This window comes from Mesobacillus sp. AQ2, assembly GCF_030122805.1.
Taxonomy (GTDB): Bacteria; Bacillota; Bacilli; order Bacillales; family Cytobacillaceae; genus Mesobacillus; species Mesobacillus oceanisediminis_A.
Genome location: NZ_CP126080.1, coordinates 1,259,450 through 1,275,976, shown reverse-complemented (window position 1 = coordinate 1,275,976; position 16,527 = coordinate 1,259,450). Strand labels below are relative to the sequence as shown.

Sequence of the window (16,527 nt, the reverse complement as noted above, 5' to 3'; positions counted from 1 at the left end):
AGTTTAGTCCAGACGACAATTTCCCTGTAAAAGAACAAACCTTTTTCAATATTATACATTAATCATCAATGAAAAAAGCGACAAAAAAATCATTTTCTAAATTTTCAAAATGAAGTAACCCACAAAATTGGCAACTATTATATAATGAAAGTAGAAAAAGCCTCTTTATCTTTTGTTCAGCCCCTTACCCTTTACATCGATTTAATTCTTCTCAGTTCATTTATCGGCCATAAACATGGAATTCTTAAGAGGGAAACACCTGTAAGCGTTTTTGTTTTGACCCATTTAACATGTCAGCATTTTTTGAAAGGAGGAATTGTAATGAAAACTGGGAGAAAAAGAGGGATCCTGTTCATTTTTACAACGGTCATGAAAGCTTTATCCGCAATCGTCTGGCCCATCACTGGCTTTCTGTTTGACCTATTGGCCAATTTGTATCCTTTGTTCACGATCATAGGCACAATAGCAGGAGCGGCACACGTTACATTTGCAATCAGGAAAAAGCAAGGCGAAAAAGAAGAAAAAAAGTCCTGGCCAATCATAGAGTCCAGTGTGGGAGAGATTAGGCAGGCAGTCAGAATATATTCCGATCAACTCCCGAAAGGTGTTTACCGAACGATCCTTGTTAAGGACGATCATAGCATTGATTTAGAACAACTCGCCCCTATCTTGAAAGGTATCCCCGCCCAGAAATTTTACATGTCAAAGGAAACCTACGATATTTTTGCCGAGAATGAGAAGGACCTTGCGATCACACTCGATAAAGTCCAAAGAGCCGTAGATCATTATGTGAAAGAATTTAAAGAGTATCCCGTTTTGCCATTTGATCCATCGAACAGGGTAAACTATTATCAGTTGTTGAAAGCTCATTGTCTTGATGCAGAGCCGGAAATCGAGTTGTATATCACGAATTACGATGGTCTTGTCACTCATAAACAACCAGAGAAAAACAGCACAATGATGAAAACGTGAAGATCAAGCCAAGGATCAAAATAAAATGGAAATTAAATATAACCCGAGCAATAGGAAAATAAAAAAGATAATCCCTGTTGAAACTTTTATCAGACTATTTGCCGACTCGAAGGTTTGGCTGTTAATATTTTTCTGTACAGAAAAGTAATGAATGGTCGCAAGGAACAGGATGGTCAAGCCGATCAGCAGGGAAAAAATGCTGACAAAAACAGCGATCGTGTCGGCAAGCTGACTCACTGACTTGATATTGTTGAAATGCAGACTTGATGCCAAAAATCCAATCCCAATAATGGCGATGGATGTCCTGACCCATGCAAGATAAGTTCGTTCGTTCGCAAGATGCTGCTGGATATATTTAGATTCAAGCGTTTTATTCTCTTCCATTCCGATCCCCCTCTTCGATATCACATAAAGTTTACCACGTGAACACCATGCTTCCCCATCATATGCTCAACCCTATCCACTTTCTGCCTGTTTTATCATTCCTCGCGAATGGGAATAGTTATGCATCCTTATATAGGAGGGTGGAATTATATGATGTATTTTATGATTGCGGTAAAATTGGTCATCGGGCTTGCTGCCCTGATTATTGTAACCAGACTGCTTGGCAAAAAGGAGATGTCTCAGGTCACCCCTTTCGATTTTGTCTATGCAGTCGTTTTAGGCGGGTTGGTCGAGGAAAACCTGTTTAAAAAGTCATTTTCTACGATCTGGGAAATGCTTTTCGGAATTGGTGTCTGGGGATTGTTAATTTTCGTTGTTGAAAAAACAACCCAGAAATCTGATAACCTTCGGCCAATCCTGAAAGGACAGGCAGAACCTCTTGTCAAGAATGGGGAAATCCAGATTGAAAACCTGAATAATGCTGAGCTTGAAATGGAGCAATTAAAATCTCTGTTACGGCTTAAAGGCGTTTTTTCAATGAATGATGTGAAGGATGTCATACTCGAAACAAGTGGAAACATCAGCGTCCTGTTAAAGCCACAAGCACAACCCCCGACATACGCAGGGCTAGATGTACACGCTCCGAGAACGGAAATCGCTGAAACTGTCGTTGATGAAGGAAAGCCGGTATTGAAAGGTCTTAGAAATATTGGGAAGGATGAGAAATGGCTCAATCAAAAACTGACTGAGGAAGGAATACAAAAGCTGGATGAGGTCTATTTCGCTGAATGGTCCGAATCTGATGGATTCTTTATCCAGCAGAAGAGCTAGAGCAGATTTTAACGGGCGCGATTCCATCAGCCCCTGGATACGGTATAATGAAGGTGGGAGGCTGATGCAAGTGGAAGGAAAGAAAAAGGAAACTGCTGAACTGGATGAGGAAACTCTATTCATGGTGTCGCAAACATTCAAGGCCTTATCCGATCCGACTCGTCTGAGGATTCTTCACCTGCTGTTCCAGGGAGAACATTCAGTCAATGAAATTGCCGAAAAACTGTCATTACTGCAATCAACTGTCTCACATCAATTGCGTTTTTTAAAAAACCTCCGGCTCGTCAAATTCAGGAGAGAGGGTACAACCCTTTATTACACCCATGACGACGAACATGTCATTGACCTGCTGCAGCAAAGCATAGAACATGCCAGCCATCATTAAAGTAGATTAGCTGGCATTTTTTTTAAAAGTCTAATTACAAGGCCCATGCGCACACGGGCATCCGTGTTCCTCCGCTTCGACCTGAAGTGTGCTATGGTCGATGCCAAAACGGTCATGAAGCAGAGTCTGCGCTGCCCTGAGGACACGGTCATGTGCTCCTTCCCCTTTGACCGCAATATGGCCGCTAAGCATGAAAATCCCTGATGTGATCGACCAAACATGGACATCGTGCACATCCTTTACTTCTGGAATTTTCATGATTTCTTCTTTCACTTCATGCACTTTAAACTGTTCTGGGGTGCCTTCCATCAGTACATGAAAGCTATCCTTCGTAACCCTGAAGCCGCTGATGATGATCAGGATTGCAACTGCGACACTTGCGATTGGATCCGCAAGTCCCCAGCCAAAAAAGTAGATGAGCAATGCTGCAACGATTGCGCCAACTGAGCCTAGCATGTCACCTATTACATGAAGAAAAGCACTCCTGATGTTCAAGTTTTCATCTTTGTCACCACGCATTAAAATCCATGCCGCAACAATATTGACCAGCAAACCAATAACAGAAATGGTCAGCATTCCAAGACTCTGCACTTCAGGAGGATTGGCCAGGCGATGGTATGCTTCGACAAAGATATAAACCGAGATGATGATCAAAGTCAGACCGTTGAGGGCAGCTGCGATAATTTCAAAACGTTTGAATCCGTATGTCTTGGAGTGTGTAGCTTTTTTTTCACCAAGCTTCATCGCAAATAAACTCAACCCAAGTGCTGCCGCATCAGAAAGCATATGGCCGGCATCGGAAAGAAGTGCCAGACTGTTTGTAAGGATGCCTCCGATTACTTCCACAATCATGAACGCTGAGATTAAAAGGAAAGACCAGAACAATGCCTTTTTATTGTTTGAATGACTATGGCCATGACTGTGACCATGCGAATGATTATGACCCATTTGTCAGACCCTCCTTTACATATATGAATATATGCTCATATATATTATTATGACTCAATTGTAAAATTGGTTCAACAATAAGCTTGTCTATTTTATTTACCTTATTATTATGTTTTTTACACATAAAAAAACCGCTGGTATCAGCGGTTCTGTCCTGGACTTATAAATATTTGCGGTGGACCCCTTTTCCATCATACGTGTAAAGCATGGCCCTGCCTTCGACAATCGTTTCAATATGACACTTTCGGCCCCATAGCTGATGGATATACGGGAGAACTTTTTCAAGGTATTTAATGTCCAATTCTATTCCTTCGAAGCCATGCGTTATATATAGCTCACCGTTTTTAAGGTAATCACCATCTGTCACAGTCAGATAAGGGAACCCGCCATTCACTCTCATCCCTACAAGCTGGTCACGGACTTGTTCCCAGGCTTTGTCTACGACTTTGTATTCCCTGCCCTGCTTTTGGAAAAGATACATATCCTCTCGCATGACAAGATCCTTGGTCAGGTAATTGCGTAAAAATGATATATCCGATTCAATCTCACGGACTTCGAACATTTTTTCCCTTCCTGATCCTGGTTTGACACCTCGTCGTTTCATTTCCTCAGTTGGATTATCATACCGCTCTTCTATATCTTCAAACATTTTAATACCAAGATAATATGGGTTGATTCCTGTCTTCGATGGCTGAACAACACCAGCATTCAATTTGGCGAACTCGATTGACTCCCCGCTGGTCAGGTCCATCTCTCGGAGAATCCGTTGGTGCCAGTAAGATGCCCATCCCTCGTTCATGATTTTCGTCTCCAGCTGCGGCCAAAAATAGAGCATTTCCTCACGCATCATCGTCAGGATATCCCTTTGCCAGTCAGCCAACTCCCGGCTGTAGCTTTCGATGAATAAAAGAAGATCTTTCTCCGGCCTTGGCGGGAATTTCTTTTTCTTGTTAGCTTCTTTGGGCTGTGCATTTTTTGTATCAAGATCCCAAAGATCATCATATGGACTGGCTGCAGTTACTGGTTCATCATCACCGTCATCGTCTTCGATTGACCATGCGAGCTTTGGCCTCATTAATGAAGGATCGATATGCTCTTCAATCGCCAATACAGCATCCAGAAATGACTCAACTGCTTGTTTCCCATGCTCGATTTCATATTTGCGGATCCGTTCCGCGGTCGCTGCCATGCTCTCAACCATATCCCTTTTCGTATTCTGGAAACGTACATTATTTTTGAAAAAATCGCAATGAGCGAGTACATGGGCAACAATTAATTTGTTCTGGATCAGCGAATTCGAATCAAGCAGGAAAGCATAACAGGGATTCGAATTGATTACCAATTCATAAATCTTCGATAGCCCCAAATCATAATGAAGCTTCATTTTATGGAACTGTTTTCCGAAGCTCCAATGTGAAAATCTCGTTGGCATCCCGTATGCCCCAAATGTATAGATGATTTCGGCAGGACAAATTTCATATCGCATCGGATAAAAATCCAGCCCAAATCCCTTTGCAATCTCAGTAATTTCAGAAATGGCATATTCTAGAGACTTCTGTTCTTCCGACACCATCTCTCCCCCTTTCACCTCTTACAACAATGTATGAGAAAAAAAGGAGAAAGATGAACAGGTTAAAAACTTTACTGCTGTTGCTGTTCAGTTACGCTAAGGCTTACTAATCGGTTGTTTTTCAAATCATGTGTGATTTGTACGGTCATAAAAACTGGTTTCCCGTTTACATTTACTTTGTACTGGAAGGAGTCCAGCACCTGCCGATCATCAATTTGCTTTCGGCCCATATACTTATAATCCTGGACCTCCTCACCGGGAAAATCTTCTTTGATCACGGCGGTAGCGATCCGGCCATATTTTTCATAATCAGGCCTTTGCGCACCACTATCTATACTTAGGGAGCCGATGGACATAAGCATGGTTACTGTTAATGATAAAAGAAACTTTTTCATTTATAACGCCCCTTTTCGCTGTTTTTTCCCCTTAAGTACCCAGAGTTCATCTAATGGCCGAATATACAGGTAAATATTAAAAAACCCTGTAAACAAAGGCGTCCAACATTTTCTGAGGAAGTTCCGCACTCAACTCCATATAATATTATCAACTCCTCATAAGGAGGATTGACAATGAACAAAACGGATTATGACCGCGCACTATATTACACGCATCGGTCCCAATGGGATAACCTGCTCATCCTGATGGTCAGGACCGAGGATCAATTCCTGGCTAAGAAAATTGAGCATTTTCTCCACGCTTATAACTTTGAAAAAGATTATACCGTCATTGAAAAAAGCCTGTATTCACTGCTAAGATACATCGACCACGCAAATGAAGCCGCCGGCGACGACTGCCTGGAAACCGCTGTAACCGGCTCGATTTAAACTGAGAATTCCACCAAAAAATAACACGGCCACCTATATTAAGGTGCCGTGTTTGTTCTTTTTTATGCTGTTATCCATCAGGAAGTTTCTGCTAGGCCGAAGGAGGTTCCTGATCCACAAGGCGATTCCTGACTGCATACAAAGCCGCCTGAGTACGGTCTGCCAGTTCCAATTTTGCCAGGACATTGGATACATGGGTCTTTACAGTTTTTTCTGTAATATATAAGGCAGCTGCGATTTCTTTGTTGCTTTTTCCGCTGGCTATTTCCTTCAGCACCTCAAGCTCCCGTTTGGTCAGCTCATCAAGCGGTCTTCTAATAGTTCGGTTATTGCCGGAAAGATGCTTCAAAACGAGTGAAGTTGCTTTTGGATGCAGCTGGCTTTCGCCTTCCACCATCCTGATGATCGACTTGACGAGTTCATCCGGCTGAATGTCTTTTAGCTGATATCCCGATGCTCCAGCCTCGATTGCAGGTATGACATGTTCCTGGTCGGAATAGCTGGTCAGCATCATGATCTTAATATCAGGATTTTTTGCTTTAATGATTTTTGTCGCCTCAATACCGTTCAGTTCAGGCATGATTAAATCCATTAGGATAATATCAGGATTCAGTTTCTCCGCAAGCTCAACTGCTTCCTTCCCATTACCTGCCTCCCCAATGATTTCAAGCTGCTCCTGTGTCCTTAGGAAGAAAGCCAGGCCTCTCCTGACGACATGATGGTCATCTGCAATCAGCACTTTAATTGCCATTCACGGTTCCTCCTTTTAAATAGGAATTCTTATGATAACAGAGGTTCCTTCCCCATGTTTACTTTTGATTTCAACCAGGCCTCCAAGTGAAGAAGCACGAGTTTGCATACTTTTCAAACCAAGTGAAGGCAGCTCTTTTTCCGGATCGAAATTAAAACCGCATCCATCATCCTTGATCCTCATTTCCACCAGTTCGGTTGCCGTGTTAAGCGACAATTCAACTTGATTAGTCCCAGCATGTTTTTTGCAGTTGGCCAAGGCTTCCTGACCAATTCTCCAGAGTGCTTCTTCCACTTTTCCTGGCAGACTTGCAACTCCCGATACTGTTGTGTCCAAACTTAAATCCAGCATCTCTGCATAACCGGCTAGCGCGCATATGATTCCGTTCTCTAGGCCGCGGGGACGCAGTTGCCAGATCAGCGCCCGCATTTCCCCCTGTGCTTCCTGAGCCAGGTCCTGTATGTATGAAAAAGTCTCTTTCAGTTCGGTGGTACCCGCCATTTCAATGCCAGCCCTTGCCGTCAGGCTTAAAGAAAAAAGAAGCTGGTTCACCGAATCATGCAGATCCCTTGCCAGCCGGTTACGCTCAGCTGCCAGCGCAAGCTCCTGCTCCTGCTGAGCAAGTTTTATTCGTTTTATGGCAGTACCGATTTGGAATGCGACCGCTTCAAGCAAGGCAAGCTCTTCTTTTTTAAAATGTGTTTTATGAGGCGAGCCGACGTTCATAACCCCGAACTTCTCATCTCCCGCCCGCAATGGAACCGTCGCATGATGCGTCAATCCATTCGTATCGCCTGTTTTATTATTGATCGCATCTTCAAGCCTTTTACATTCAAATATATTCGTTGCTTTATTCAGTCTTCCATCATTATAGCGGTCCACACACCAGCAGCCGCCCTCGCACATTGGCATGAAATCATTCCGGGATAATGCAGGCGGCAGGTTGGACTTTGCAGCCAGCTGATATTCACCCTGTCCGTCAATTAGAAATATCCAGCCCGTCTCCAAGCCGGTAATATGTAAAAGCCTGCTTAGAACCTCCGCCAGGACACGATTAAGCTCTGTCCCCTCGTTCAGTACTTCTGCAATTTCCTTCAGAATGCCGACATTAGAATCAGCTTTATTTCCTGACATGCAAATCCCCCCGTTTCTATTTATTATATCTCTATTCGGAAAATGGCGCTTTCTAAAAAAGTCTGAAACTCACTCAGACAAAAGTCGTAAAAGCAAAAAAATCCGAAGAGAGACTCCTCTCTTCGGATTGGTTTTAATTTTAAGCAATCGGATAATTCTGTACCAGTAGATGGATGACGATTTCATCGATCAGCATATGCTTCGGTGCTGAAGCCATATAGACGACAGCATTGGCAATGTCCTCCACTTTCAGCCAGTCGTTTTTTTCAGGAATATCCTGTTTGGAGTCTGCGAAATAGGTGTCAACCATTCCCGGGTTGATCGTGCCAACCCGGATTCCGTACCCCTTACTTCCTGGTTTTTGCTGCTTCCATTTTCTCTTCTACAACCTGCATGAAATCCTGTTCGATTTTTTGGAGCTTCTGCTTGCTTTCTGCAAGACTCTTGTCATTCACACCAAAATAGAACTTGATTTTCGGCTCAGTTCCAGATGGGCGAAGGCACATCCAAGTGCCATCCTCAAGATAGTATTTGATGACGTTTGAAGAAGGAAGCTGGATCTTTTCTTCCTCGTTATTTTCATTCACTCTTACACCTGTTAAATAATCTTCCACTGCCGTTACTTTCAATTCACCCAGATTCTTAAGCGGTTCCTGGCGGAAGACCCCAAGTGTTTTCTGGATCAGCTCGGCTCCTTCTTTGCCTTTTAGCGTAAGGGAACGAAGCCCTTCCTGATAAAAACCATACTCTTCGAAAACACTTAACAGCGCATCGTACAAAGACATACCCTTCTTTTTATAATACGCACACACTTCAACCGCCAGCATTGCAGCCTGGACGGCGTCTTTATCACGGGCAAAGTCACCGATCAGATATCCGTAGCTTTCTTCATATCCGAACAGGAACTTATATTCTCCCGTCTCTTCATATTGTTTGATTTTTTCAGCAATGAACTTGAAGCCAGTAAGGACATCGAGGGTTTCAAGTCCGAAAGATGAAGCAATTTCACGTCCAAGTTCGGACGTCACGATTGTTTTTAACACGATTCCATTGGCCTGGAGAGTACCTTTTTCCTTTTTCTGTGTAAGAATATAGTGCAGCAGCAAGGCTCCTGTCTGATTCCCTGTGAGCACAGTATACTCGCCGTCAGCATCTTTGACAGCAATTCCAAGGCGGTCAGCATCAGGATCGGTTGCGATCAGCACATCAGCATCGATTTTCTTCCCTTCACGGATTGCCAGTTCAAATGCTGCATGCTCTTCAGGATTCGGACTTTTCACTGTCGAAAATTCAGGATCTGGAAGCTCCTGCTCCTTTACCACTACTACATTCTGGTACTTAAGATTCGTCAGTATATTTCGCACCGGCATATTGGCGGTTCCATGCAATGGGGTGAAAACCACTTTTATATTGGTTTCATCCGATAATGTAGGATTTTCGGAAATGGTCATCAGCTTTTCTAGATAAGCCCTGTCCACTTCTGGCCCAATCATCTTGATCAAGCCCTTTTCCTTCAGCTCCTGCTCATCCAGTACCTCGATTGACAATTCATTTTCAATTTCATTCACTTTGCCAATGACTTCGTCAGCACTGTCAGGCGGCAGCTGCCCACCGTCCGGACCATAGACCTTATATCCATTGTATTCAGGCGGATTATGGCTAGCTGTAATCACAATTCCTGCGTATGCATGCAAGTATCGGACAGCAAAAGACAGCTCCGGAGTCGGTCTCAACTCTTCAAATACATATGTCTGGATACCGCGCGTAGCTAAAGTCTTTGCAGCTTCCATCGCGAATTCCGGTGATTTATGGCGGGAATCATAAGCGATCGCGACACCGCGCTGCTTCGCCTCAGCCCCATGTTCTTCTATGTATGCCGCCAGTCCAGCCGACGCTTTGCGCACAGTGTATATGTTCATACGATTGGTCCCGGCCCCAATTTCCCCGCGCATACCGCCAGTCCCAAACTCAAGATTTTTATAAAATACTTCCTCTAAATGCTTCTCGTTTTCCTTTAATGAATCAAGTTCGGTTTTAAGCTCCGGATCCAATCCAGCAAAACCAAGCCACTTGTCAGCATTCATCTTCCAATCCATCGAATGACCTCCCGAAAAAATAAGATTTAAATCTTACAGCTAATTATAAAACAAGATAGTGCATCTTAGATAACTTTTGTGACAACTTGTTAAATTGTTTTGGAATTATTTCTTAGAATTCCACTTGGACATAGGCGATCTCGTTCTGTTTTCTGTATTCAGGTTTCCTAGACGTTATATTGGTGATACGTTTTTTCTGTTACTGGGATTTTAGGGCACCATTATTGGTGACACGATTATCCATTTTATGGAGATTCGTTGATCCAATAGGGCTTATTGGTAATGCGATTATCCATTTTATGGATTTCGTTGCTCCAATAGGGTTTATTGGTGACACTATTTTCCATTTTATGGAGATTCGTTGATCCAATAGGGCTTATTGGTAATGCGATTATCCATTTTATGGAGTTTCGGTGCTCCAATAGGGCGTATTGGTGACCTGATTATCCATATTTTGGATTTCTGTTGCTCCAATAGTGCGTATTGGAGACCTGTTTTTCTAGTTTCTGGATTTTTAAGACATCAAGAACCCTTATTGATGGCCTATTCTTCCAAATTCTGAGAAATCCAGACACCAAGACCGCTTATTGGTGACCTATTTTTTCAGTTTCTGGATTTCAGGTCACCAATCCGCTCTATTGGTGACCTATTTTTCTTGTTTCTGGCTTTTCAGAGTACCAAGACGCTTTATTGGTGACTCCCAGTTACTTGATTTTCCAAGGTGTAAATCGCAAATAAAGGATGATTACCGGGATACTGCCCCAATCCCATGGAAAAGCACCTGAGGAATTATGTGCTTTTCCCCAGGTGCTGCAGCATGGCCAGCTTCTACTTCTTATATTTAATCCTGTATATATCGTGCCTGCGGTCTTTCAGCTGCCTTACTGTTCCGTCCTGGCGCTGGCGGCGGAGGATTTCGAGGTCGACATCGCCAATCATCACCATTTCGATGTTCGGGTTCGTTTCGCCGACGATCCCGTCCCTTGCAAATTCAAAATCGGATGGCGCAAAAATCCCGGATTGGGCATATTGGATATCCATGTTTTCTGTTTGAGGCAGGTTCCCGACAGTTCCGGAAATGACTGTGTAGACCTGGTTCTCGACCGCTCTTGCCTGGGCACAGTAACGGACACGAAGGTATCCCTGGCGATCTTCTGTACAGAAAGGAGTGAAGATGATCTTTGCTCCCATATCCGTGGCGATTCTCGCAAGCTCAGGAAACTCGATATCATAACAGATCTGGATGGCGATTTTGCCGCAGTCTGTATCGAAGACTTTCAGTTCATCGCCCCGGCTGATCCCCCACCATCTTCGTTCATTCGGCGTAATATGGAGCTTATACTGCTTGTCGATTGTTCCATCGCGGCGGAACAGATAGGAAATATTATAAATTTCCTCATCTTCTTCTTTTACAAAATGGGAGCCTCCAATGATATTGACATTGTACCGTACCGCCAGATCTGTAAAAAGTTCAATATATTGTTCCGTGAATTCCGCCACTTTGCGGACAGCGAGCGACGGTGATTTTTCATTCATGAATGACATGAGCTGTGTTGTAAAGAGTTCCGGGAACACCGCAAAATCCGAACCGGCATCGGAAGCGACATCGGTAAAGTATTCAACCTGGTGTGCAAAGTCATCGAAGGATGAAATTTGCCTCATCATATATTGGACCACGCAAATGCGGACCGGGTTGCTTGTTTTAAAAAAGCGCTTCGATTTCGGATGGTAGTCGACATTATTCCATTCCATCAATGTTGCATATTTGTTTGACTGAAGATCGTCAGGCAAATAATTGGGATTGATCCTCATTAATATGAAGTCATTCCTTAGCTGGAATGAGAGAACAGGATCATAAATTTTATGCGATGCGACCTGCCTAACATATTCCCGAGGTGACATTTCTTCCGCATGCAGATGGTAATTCGGGATTCTGCCGCCGATGATGATACTCTTCAGGTTCATCTGCCGGGCGAGGTCTTTTCTTGCCTCATACAGACGGTAGCCCACCTTCATCCTCCTGAATTCAGGATGGGTCATTACCTCAATTCCATACAAATTATAGCCATCGGGGTTATGGTTGGTGATATACCCTTCATCCGTGATGTCGTCCCAACTGTGGCGGTCATCGTATTCGTCGAAGTTGATGATCAGGCTGGAACACGACCCGACCACCTTTCCGTCATATTCCGCCACGAACTGGCCTTCAGGGAAAATTTCAAGATGGCTTTCCAGCTGCTCACGTTTCCAGGGGTCCATCCCAGGAAAGCAGCTATTTTGCATTTTAATGATTTCTTCAATATCCTCTTGCTTTGTATTACGGATAATCATTCTTTTTTCAAATTTGGACAAATCCAGTTCAGTCATATATTGATGCACCCTTTCTTAATCGTCTTGCATATATGTAAAAAATCACTTCATCATATCCCTATACCCGCAATCAACAAAATATAATACTCTATATGTAGCTTCTCCTGATCTATTGGGAAAAATTATTTCACATAATGTTAATTGAAATATTTTATTACATTCCTTAAGATGTAATGAGAGATAGTTGTTTCTTTTATAGAGAATGTTTAAATAGAAATTACATAGCTTAGGGGAGATTAGCTTGGAAAAGCCTAAAAAAGATCCAAGGGAAACCTTATTATTTACAGCATGGGCCACATCCATCATTGCGATGTTCGGCAGTCTATATTTTTCGGAAATCCGTCAGTATGAGCCCTGCCTGCTATGCTGGTACCAGAGGATCCTGATGTATCCTTTTGCCTTGATTCTTGGGATAGCTGTTGTGAAGAAGGATTATAAGATCTCTTTTTATACAATGATCATGGCCGCTGTCGGAGGACTGATATCGCTTTACCATTATTCATTGCAAAAAGTTCCATTCATGGCGGATAATGCTGTTACCTGCGGAAGAGTGCCTTGTACAGGCCAGTACATCAACTGGTTGGGTTTTATCACCATCCCATTCCTGGCTTTGACCGCATTCATCATTATTTTTTCTGTAAGCCTGGTTATTTGGAAGAAATCGAAGGAGGAAGCTTAAGTTGAAAAAGGTTATCATTTTTTTGGTTATTATCATAGGATTGTTCGCAGCTTTATTCTTTGTCAATAAAGCGCAAAATGAGGAAAAATCTGAAGGCAATCCATACGGCAAGGATACGCTTCATCCCGAAACCGTCAAACAGCTGGATGACCCAAATTATCAAAACATCATCCTGCCTGATGAACTTGATAAGAAGCTTGAAGCCGGAGAAGATGTTACGGTTTATTTTTTCAGCCCAACATGCCCTCACTGCGTCCGTACAACACCAGTGGTCGCACCTCTGGCAAAGGATATGGATGTTGATTTAGTACAATACAACCTTCTCGAATTCGAACAAGGCTGGAATGATTACGGAATCGAATCGACTCCAACCATTGTCCAATACAAGGATGGAAAAGAAGTTAACCGGATCGTCGGCTATCAGGAAGAAGCCACTTTTAAAGATTGGTTCAATGAGTACACTCTGAAATAACGAAAAACGCCTGCGATTCGCAGGCGTTTTCTTCTTATAACAAGAGTCTGTTGGCAGCTTTGGCATAAGTACTGATATACTCTAGATGGACATGTTTTGATTCAGAGAACTGACTGTAATTGAAAGGGAAGCAAATTCCGTAGTCCGTCAAGATCTGGACATTTTTACGGAACATGGACTGATATTTTTCGGGAATATGGCCAGACTCCAGGATCGAGATCAACGTCTGCATACTTGTAATGACCTGGAAAGCGTCTCCGAGTGTACTGAATCTCTCGAACTGTTCCGGCCTTGTATGTAACACTTCCAGCATTTCGAATTCATGTATGTCTTCATCCGTGAAGTATAATGGAAAAATATCAGAGTAAAAATAATTCGCAAGCTCTACCACTTTTTCTTCCTGTCCGGGTGTAGACGCATAAACAATTTTCAATGATCGACCCACCTTTTTAACCCTTTGTAATCTAATCGTAATATATATTCCTAGAATAACATATCCATTCCAATTAACTGGGTGGTAATTATGCCCATGCAGGCGGTAAAAGTTGACAAAACCTAAGGTAAAATGGAATCTTATCTTACATACACAAATAAGGAGATTATGATGATTCAGACAAACAAAAAAGGCAACTGGTTTGAAATCACGGTTCCCGGAGAATGGGAAAAATACACACTCGAAACTCTTTTCAAGGACTTTTGGAAGGCACCGAAAAAGCTGGTCCATACCTTCCGGATGGAAAAGAGCGTCTTACTAAATGGACAGGTGCCTGATTGGACACTCCCTCTGAGTAAGAATGAGCGACTAAGCCTCAAGCTTTTTACTGAGGAAGAATCGACTTTCATCCCCCAGTATTTGAATGTTGACATCATTTATGAAGATGATCACCTAATTGTCTTCAATAAGCCCGCGGGAATGGACACCCATCCAAATGCAGATGGTCAGACCGGCACACTTGCTAACGCTGCTGCATTCCATATGCAGGCAAGTGGCGAGGTCAACCGACCGCGCCATATTCATAGACTTGACAGGGATACCACTGGTGCTGTCCTTTTTGCGAAAAATCCCCTGATTGCCGCCATCCTTGATAAGATGCTTGAGGAACGTTCAATCAAAAGAACCTATTTGGCACTGGCAGATGGAATCATCAGGCAGAAAAAAGGAACAATTGATAAACCAATTGGGCGAGACCGCCACCACCCAACTAGAAGGCGTGTATCCGATACAGGCCAGCAAGCGATTACCCATTATAAAGTTTTGGAAAAACTTAAACAGAGAGACCTTACCCTCATCCAGTGTTCATTGGATACAGGCCGAACCCATCAAATCCGTGTCCACTTCAGCTCCATTGGACACCCGCTGGCTGGAGACGAGCTGTATGGGGGAAGTGATGCCTTCCACCGGCAGGCGCTGCATGCAGTAAAGATGGAATTCACCCACCCGTTTACACAGGAAAAAATAATATGTCATGCTCCTTTTATCGACGAGGAACCGATTTTTATTAATATTGATCCATATGAAATTTGATATTTTGGTGGCAACAAAGAATGACTTTGATCGCTACCCATTCCACACAAAAAAGCCCTTCCGAATTTCGGAAGGGCTCATTTACCTTTTATTAGTCAGCTCTGCGCATGCTCTTCATTACAAGGCTGACGATGAATACTAGTGCGATGGCACCGATCAAGGCTGGAACAATCGCAAAGTCAGCTACTACAGGTCCCCAGTCACCCAGGATTGCTTGTCCAATCCAAGCACCTACAAAACCTGCGATGATGTTACCAATGACTCCGCCTGGAATATCTCTTCCAAGGATTAGTCCTGCTATCCATCCAATAATACCACCGATAATTAATGCCCAAAGAAAACTTAACATAATTGTTCTTCCTCCTTATGATGTGAATGTAATGTAAAGTAGTAGTGCCAGGTGTTCATGCACCCATTTTTCATGCTGCAGTGTTTTTAAAATCAGGCTGTGCTGGTGAAGATTGCTTCCCGGGAGCTTACCAGCTTGCTCTAATTTTATTTTACCTCTTTAACAGTGATGTTAAACATGAGATTCTGCAGCAGACAAGCAGTAAATCTAAGATGTTGAATCATGTTGTCTTCTGCTTGTACACCTACATTACCACCCTCCGATTGTTTTAAAACCTTCAATTTCCAAATCCTATTTAAAACTTTTCGTTGGGTTTTATCTCTGTTTTTAGTGTATCCATTTTAGAAAATAAAAAACGGACTGATAAAAATTCAGTCCGCTTTTAGCTTATATTAAAAATCGATGTGGTCAGGATCAGCTCCAAACCGCTGATCTTTGTTGAGGCCATCAATCTCTGCCATTTCTTGTTGACTAAGCTTGAAATCGAATACCTCCGCATTTTCTTTCAGCCTTGACGGCGTGACCGATTTGGGGATCGGAATAATTTCATGCTGCAGGTGCCACCTTAAAATAACCTGAGCTGGGGTCTTTCCATGACGGTCGGAGATGCTTCCCAATACAGGTTCATCCAGGAATCTCCCCCTGGATAATGGCGACCATGCTTCCACCTTAATTTCATTTTGACGGCAGAAATTCCGAAGTTCCGTCTGCGCCAGCAATGGATGAAGCTCAACTTGATTGATTACTGGCCTTTCAACACAGTGGCTTAGGAGATCCTGCAAATGATGTATCTTAAAATTGCTGACACCAATAGCCTTTACCCTGCCCTCCTTATAAAGTTTTTCGAGCGCACGCCATGTTTGCAAATACATTCCTTTTACTGGCCAGTGTACCAGATACAAATCCAGATACTTCAGGCCCAGCCTCTCCATACTTTCATCAAATGCTCGCAACGTATTGTCATATCCCTGTTCAGAATTCCAGACCTTCGTGGTAATGAACAATTCTTCTCTTGGGATGCTGCTGTTCCCGATGGCTCTTCCTACACCTTCTTCATTTTGGTAAAAAGAAGCTGTATCAATCAGCCGGTATCCGTAATCCAGTGCTGAATGAATCGTTTCTTCGATTTGTGTCCCTTCCTCTACTTTGTATACACCAAGACCCAGTACAGGCATTTCCACTCCATTATGTAATTTGACTTTGTCAAAAATGCTCTTCATGGAACCCCCTCCTTTTT

The 16,527-nt window shown here is 43.0% G+C and carries 18 protein-coding genes and 1 pseudogene; 7 read left to right on the top strand and 12 right to left on the bottom strand.

Annotated elements, in window-relative coordinates:
* The first annotated feature begins 321 nt into the window (after positions 1-321).
* Positions 322-972 carry a DUF3939 domain-containing protein gene (locus QNH36_RS06340; RefSeq protein WP_283904945.1) on the top strand — a complete coding sequence of 217 codons (651 nt, stop codon included), beginning with the start codon at positions 322-324 and terminating at the stop codon, positions 970-972.
* Between the two features lie 15 nt (positions 973-987).
* Here the strand turns inward: QNH36_RS06340 and QNH36_RS06335 are convergent, their stop codons facing one another.
* Positions 988-1,356: a YidH family protein gene (locus QNH36_RS06335; RefSeq protein WP_144474377.1), complete on the bottom strand. Its 369-nt coding sequence runs from the start codon at positions 1,354-1,356 to the stop codon at positions 988-990.
* A gap of 150 nt (positions 1,357-1,506) precedes the next feature.
* Between QNH36_RS06335 and QNH36_RS06330 the strand changes: the two genes are divergently transcribed.
* Together QNH36_RS06330 and QNH36_RS06325 are read left to right on the top strand one after the other, a co-directional pair.
* A complete protein-coding gene (locus QNH36_RS06330) occupies positions 1,507-2,187 on the top strand; it encodes a DUF421 domain-containing protein (protein WP_251544629.1) in 681 nt (226 codons plus the stop codon).
* Between the two features lie 64 nt (positions 2,188-2,251).
* The gene (locus QNH36_RS06325) at positions 2,252-2,572 is read left to right on the top strand and encodes an ArsR/SmtB family transcription factor (RefSeq protein ID WP_144474373.1); all 321 of its coding nucleotides are present in this window, start codon (positions 2,252-2,254) and stop codon (positions 2,570-2,572) included.
* 30 nt (positions 2,573-2,602) lie between these two features.
* Here the strand turns inward: QNH36_RS06325 and QNH36_RS06320 are convergent, their stop codons facing one another.
* The 3 genes from QNH36_RS06320 to QNH36_RS06310 form a co-directional block, all read right to left on the bottom strand.
* Positions 2,603-3,520 carry a cation diffusion facilitator family transporter gene (locus tag QNH36_RS06320; RefSeq protein WP_283904944.1) on the bottom strand — a complete coding sequence of 306 codons (918 nt, stop codon included), beginning with the start codon at positions 3,518-3,520 and terminating at the stop codon, positions 2,603-2,605.
* Between the two features lie 160 nt (positions 3,521-3,680).
* Complete coding sequence (locus tag QNH36_RS06315; RefSeq protein WP_144474369.1) at positions 3,681-5,093, bottom strand: SpoVR family protein; 1,413 nt, start codon at positions 5,091-5,093, stop codon at positions 3,681-3,683.
* A gap of 68 nt (positions 5,094-5,161) precedes the next feature.
* Complete coding sequence (locus QNH36_RS06310) at positions 5,162-5,485, bottom strand: DUF3889 domain-containing protein (protein WP_144474367.1); 324 nt, start codon at positions 5,483-5,485, stop codon at positions 5,162-5,164.
* 174 nt (positions 5,486-5,659) lie between these two features.
* On the opposite strand from QNH36_RS06310, the gene QNH36_RS06305 reads away from it, so the two are divergent.
* On the top strand, positions 5,660-5,914 hold the full coding sequence (locus QNH36_RS06305; RefSeq protein ID WP_144474365.1) for a YhdB family protein: 255 nt from the start codon (positions 5,660-5,662) through the stop codon (positions 5,912-5,914).
* Positions 5,915-6,005: 91 nt separating this feature from the next.
* Here QNH36_RS06305 and QNH36_RS06300 read toward each other — a convergent pair whose 3' ends face one another.
* The 5 genes and pseudogenes from QNH36_RS06300 to QNH36_RS06280 form a co-directional block, all read right to left on the bottom strand.
* On the bottom strand, positions 6,006-6,665 hold the full coding sequence (locus QNH36_RS06300; RefSeq protein WP_144474363.1) for a response regulator: 660 nt from the start codon (positions 6,663-6,665) through the stop codon (positions 6,006-6,008).
* A gap of 15 nt (positions 6,666-6,680) precedes the next feature.
* A complete protein-coding gene (locus tag QNH36_RS06295; RefSeq protein WP_144474361.1) occupies positions 6,681-7,799 on the bottom strand; it encodes a GAF domain-containing sensor histidine kinase in 1,119 nt (372 codons plus the stop codon).
* Positions 7,800-7,938: 139 nt separating this feature from the next.
* Positions 7,939-8,142: pseudogene (locus QNH36_RS06290) on the bottom strand (SDR family oxidoreductase); the annotation flags it as partial.
* A 4-nt stretch (positions 8,143-8,146) separates the two neighbouring features.
* Complete coding sequence (locus QNH36_RS06285) at positions 8,147-9,895, bottom strand: phospho-sugar mutase (protein WP_251544632.1); 1,749 nt, start codon at positions 9,893-9,895, stop codon at positions 8,147-8,149.
* 828 nt (positions 9,896-10,723) lie between these two features.
* A complete protein-coding gene (locus tag QNH36_RS06280; RefSeq protein ID WP_144474357.1) occupies positions 10,724-12,262 on the bottom strand; it encodes a bifunctional GNAT family N-acetyltransferase/carbon-nitrogen hydrolase family protein in 1,539 nt (512 codons plus the stop codon).
* A gap of 244 nt (positions 12,263-12,506) precedes the next feature.
* On the opposite strand from QNH36_RS06280, the gene QNH36_RS06275 reads away from it, so the two are divergent.
* Both QNH36_RS06275 and QNH36_RS06270 read left to right on the top strand, forming a co-directional pair.
* Positions 12,507-12,944, top strand: coding sequence for a disulfide oxidoreductase (locus QNH36_RS06275; RefSeq protein ID WP_251544633.1), 438 nt, complete (start codon positions 12,507-12,509; stop codon positions 12,942-12,944).
* Position 12,945: 1 nt separating this feature from the next.
* Positions 12,946-13,416, top strand: coding sequence for a thioredoxin family protein (locus QNH36_RS06270; RefSeq protein WP_144474353.1), 471 nt, complete (start codon positions 12,946-12,948; stop codon positions 13,414-13,416).
* 34 nt (positions 13,417-13,450) lie between these two features.
* Here QNH36_RS06270 and QNH36_RS06265 read toward each other — a convergent pair whose 3' ends face one another.
* Entirely contained in the window at positions 13,451-13,849 is a 399-nt protein-coding gene (locus QNH36_RS06265) for a YhcU family protein (RefSeq protein WP_251544634.1), read from the bottom strand.
* 168 nt (positions 13,850-14,017) lie between these two features.
* Between QNH36_RS06265 and QNH36_RS06260 the strand changes: the two genes are divergently transcribed.
* A complete protein-coding gene (locus tag QNH36_RS06260) occupies positions 14,018-14,941 on the top strand; it encodes an RluA family pseudouridine synthase (RefSeq protein WP_349654839.1) in 924 nt (307 codons plus the stop codon).
* 91 nt (positions 14,942-15,032) lie between these two features.
* On the opposite strand, the gene QNH36_RS06255 is transcribed toward QNH36_RS06260, so the two are convergent.
* Together QNH36_RS06255 and QNH36_RS06250 are read right to left on the bottom strand one after the other, a co-directional pair.
* Positions 15,033-15,290: a GlsB/YeaQ/YmgE family stress response membrane protein gene (locus QNH36_RS06255; protein WP_144474349.1), complete on the bottom strand. Its 258-nt coding sequence runs from the start codon at positions 15,288-15,290 to the stop codon at positions 15,033-15,035.
* A gap of 392 nt (positions 15,291-15,682) precedes the next feature.
* The gene (locus tag QNH36_RS06250) at positions 15,683-16,510 is read right to left on the bottom strand and encodes an aldo/keto reductase (RefSeq protein WP_251544635.1); all 828 of its coding nucleotides are present in this window, start codon (positions 16,508-16,510) and stop codon (positions 15,683-15,685) included.
* Positions 16,511-16,527 lie beyond the last annotated feature (17 nt).

Bases quoted from the DNA above. Each gene is read 5' to 3' on its own strand.
- QNH36_RS06340 (WP_283904945.1), top strand. From the start codon at position 322: ATGAAAACTGGGAGAAAAAGAGGGATCCTGTTCATTTTTACAACGGTC.
- QNH36_RS06335 (WP_144474377.1), bottom strand. From the start codon at position 1,356: ATGGAAGAGAATAAAACGCTTGAATCTAAATATATCCAGCAGCATCTT.
- QNH36_RS06330 (WP_251544629.1), top strand. From the start codon at position 1,507: ATGATGTATTTTATGATTGCGGTAAAATTGGTCATCGGGCTTGCTGCC.
- QNH36_RS06325 (WP_144474373.1), top strand. From the start codon at position 2,252: ATGCAAGTGGAAGGAAAGAAAAAGGAAACTGCTGAACTGGATGAGGAA.
- QNH36_RS06320 (WP_283904944.1), bottom strand. From the start codon at position 3,520: ATGGGTCATAATCATTCGCATGGTCACAGTCATGGCCATAGTCATTCA.
- QNH36_RS06315 (WP_144474369.1), bottom strand. From the start codon at position 5,093: ATGGTGTCGGAAGAACAGAAGTCTCTAGAATATGCCATTTCTGAAATT.
- QNH36_RS06310 (WP_144474367.1), bottom strand. From the start codon at position 5,485: ATGAAAAAGTTTCTTTTATCATTAACAGTAACCATGCTTATGTCCATC.
- QNH36_RS06305 (WP_144474365.1), top strand. From the start codon at position 5,660: ATGAACAAAACGGATTATGACCGCGCACTATATTACACGCATCGGTCC.
- QNH36_RS06300 (WP_144474363.1), bottom strand. From the start codon at position 6,665: ATGGCAATTAAAGTGCTGATTGCAGATGACCATCATGTCGTCAGGAGA.
- QNH36_RS06295 (WP_144474361.1), bottom strand. From the start codon at position 7,799: ATGTCAGGAAATAAAGCTGATTCTAATGTCGGCATTCTGAAGGAAATT.
- QNH36_RS06285 (WP_251544632.1), bottom strand. From the start codon at position 9,895: ATGGATTGGAAGATGAATGCTGACAAGTGGCTTGGTTTTGCTGGATTG.
- QNH36_RS06280 (WP_144474357.1), bottom strand. From the start codon at position 12,262: ATGACTGAACTGGATTTGTCCAAATTTGAAAAAAGAATGATTATCCGT.
- QNH36_RS06260 (WP_349654839.1), top strand. From the start codon at position 14,018: ATGATGATTCAGACAAACAAAAAAGGCAACTGGTTTGAAATCACGGTT.
- QNH36_RS06255 (WP_144474349.1), bottom strand. From the start codon at position 15,290: ATGTTAAGTTTTCTTTGGGCATTAATTATCGGTGGTATTATTGGATGG.
- QNH36_RS06250 (WP_251544635.1), bottom strand. From the start codon at position 16,510: ATGAAGAGCATTTTTGACAAAGTCAAATTACATAATGGAGTGGAAATG.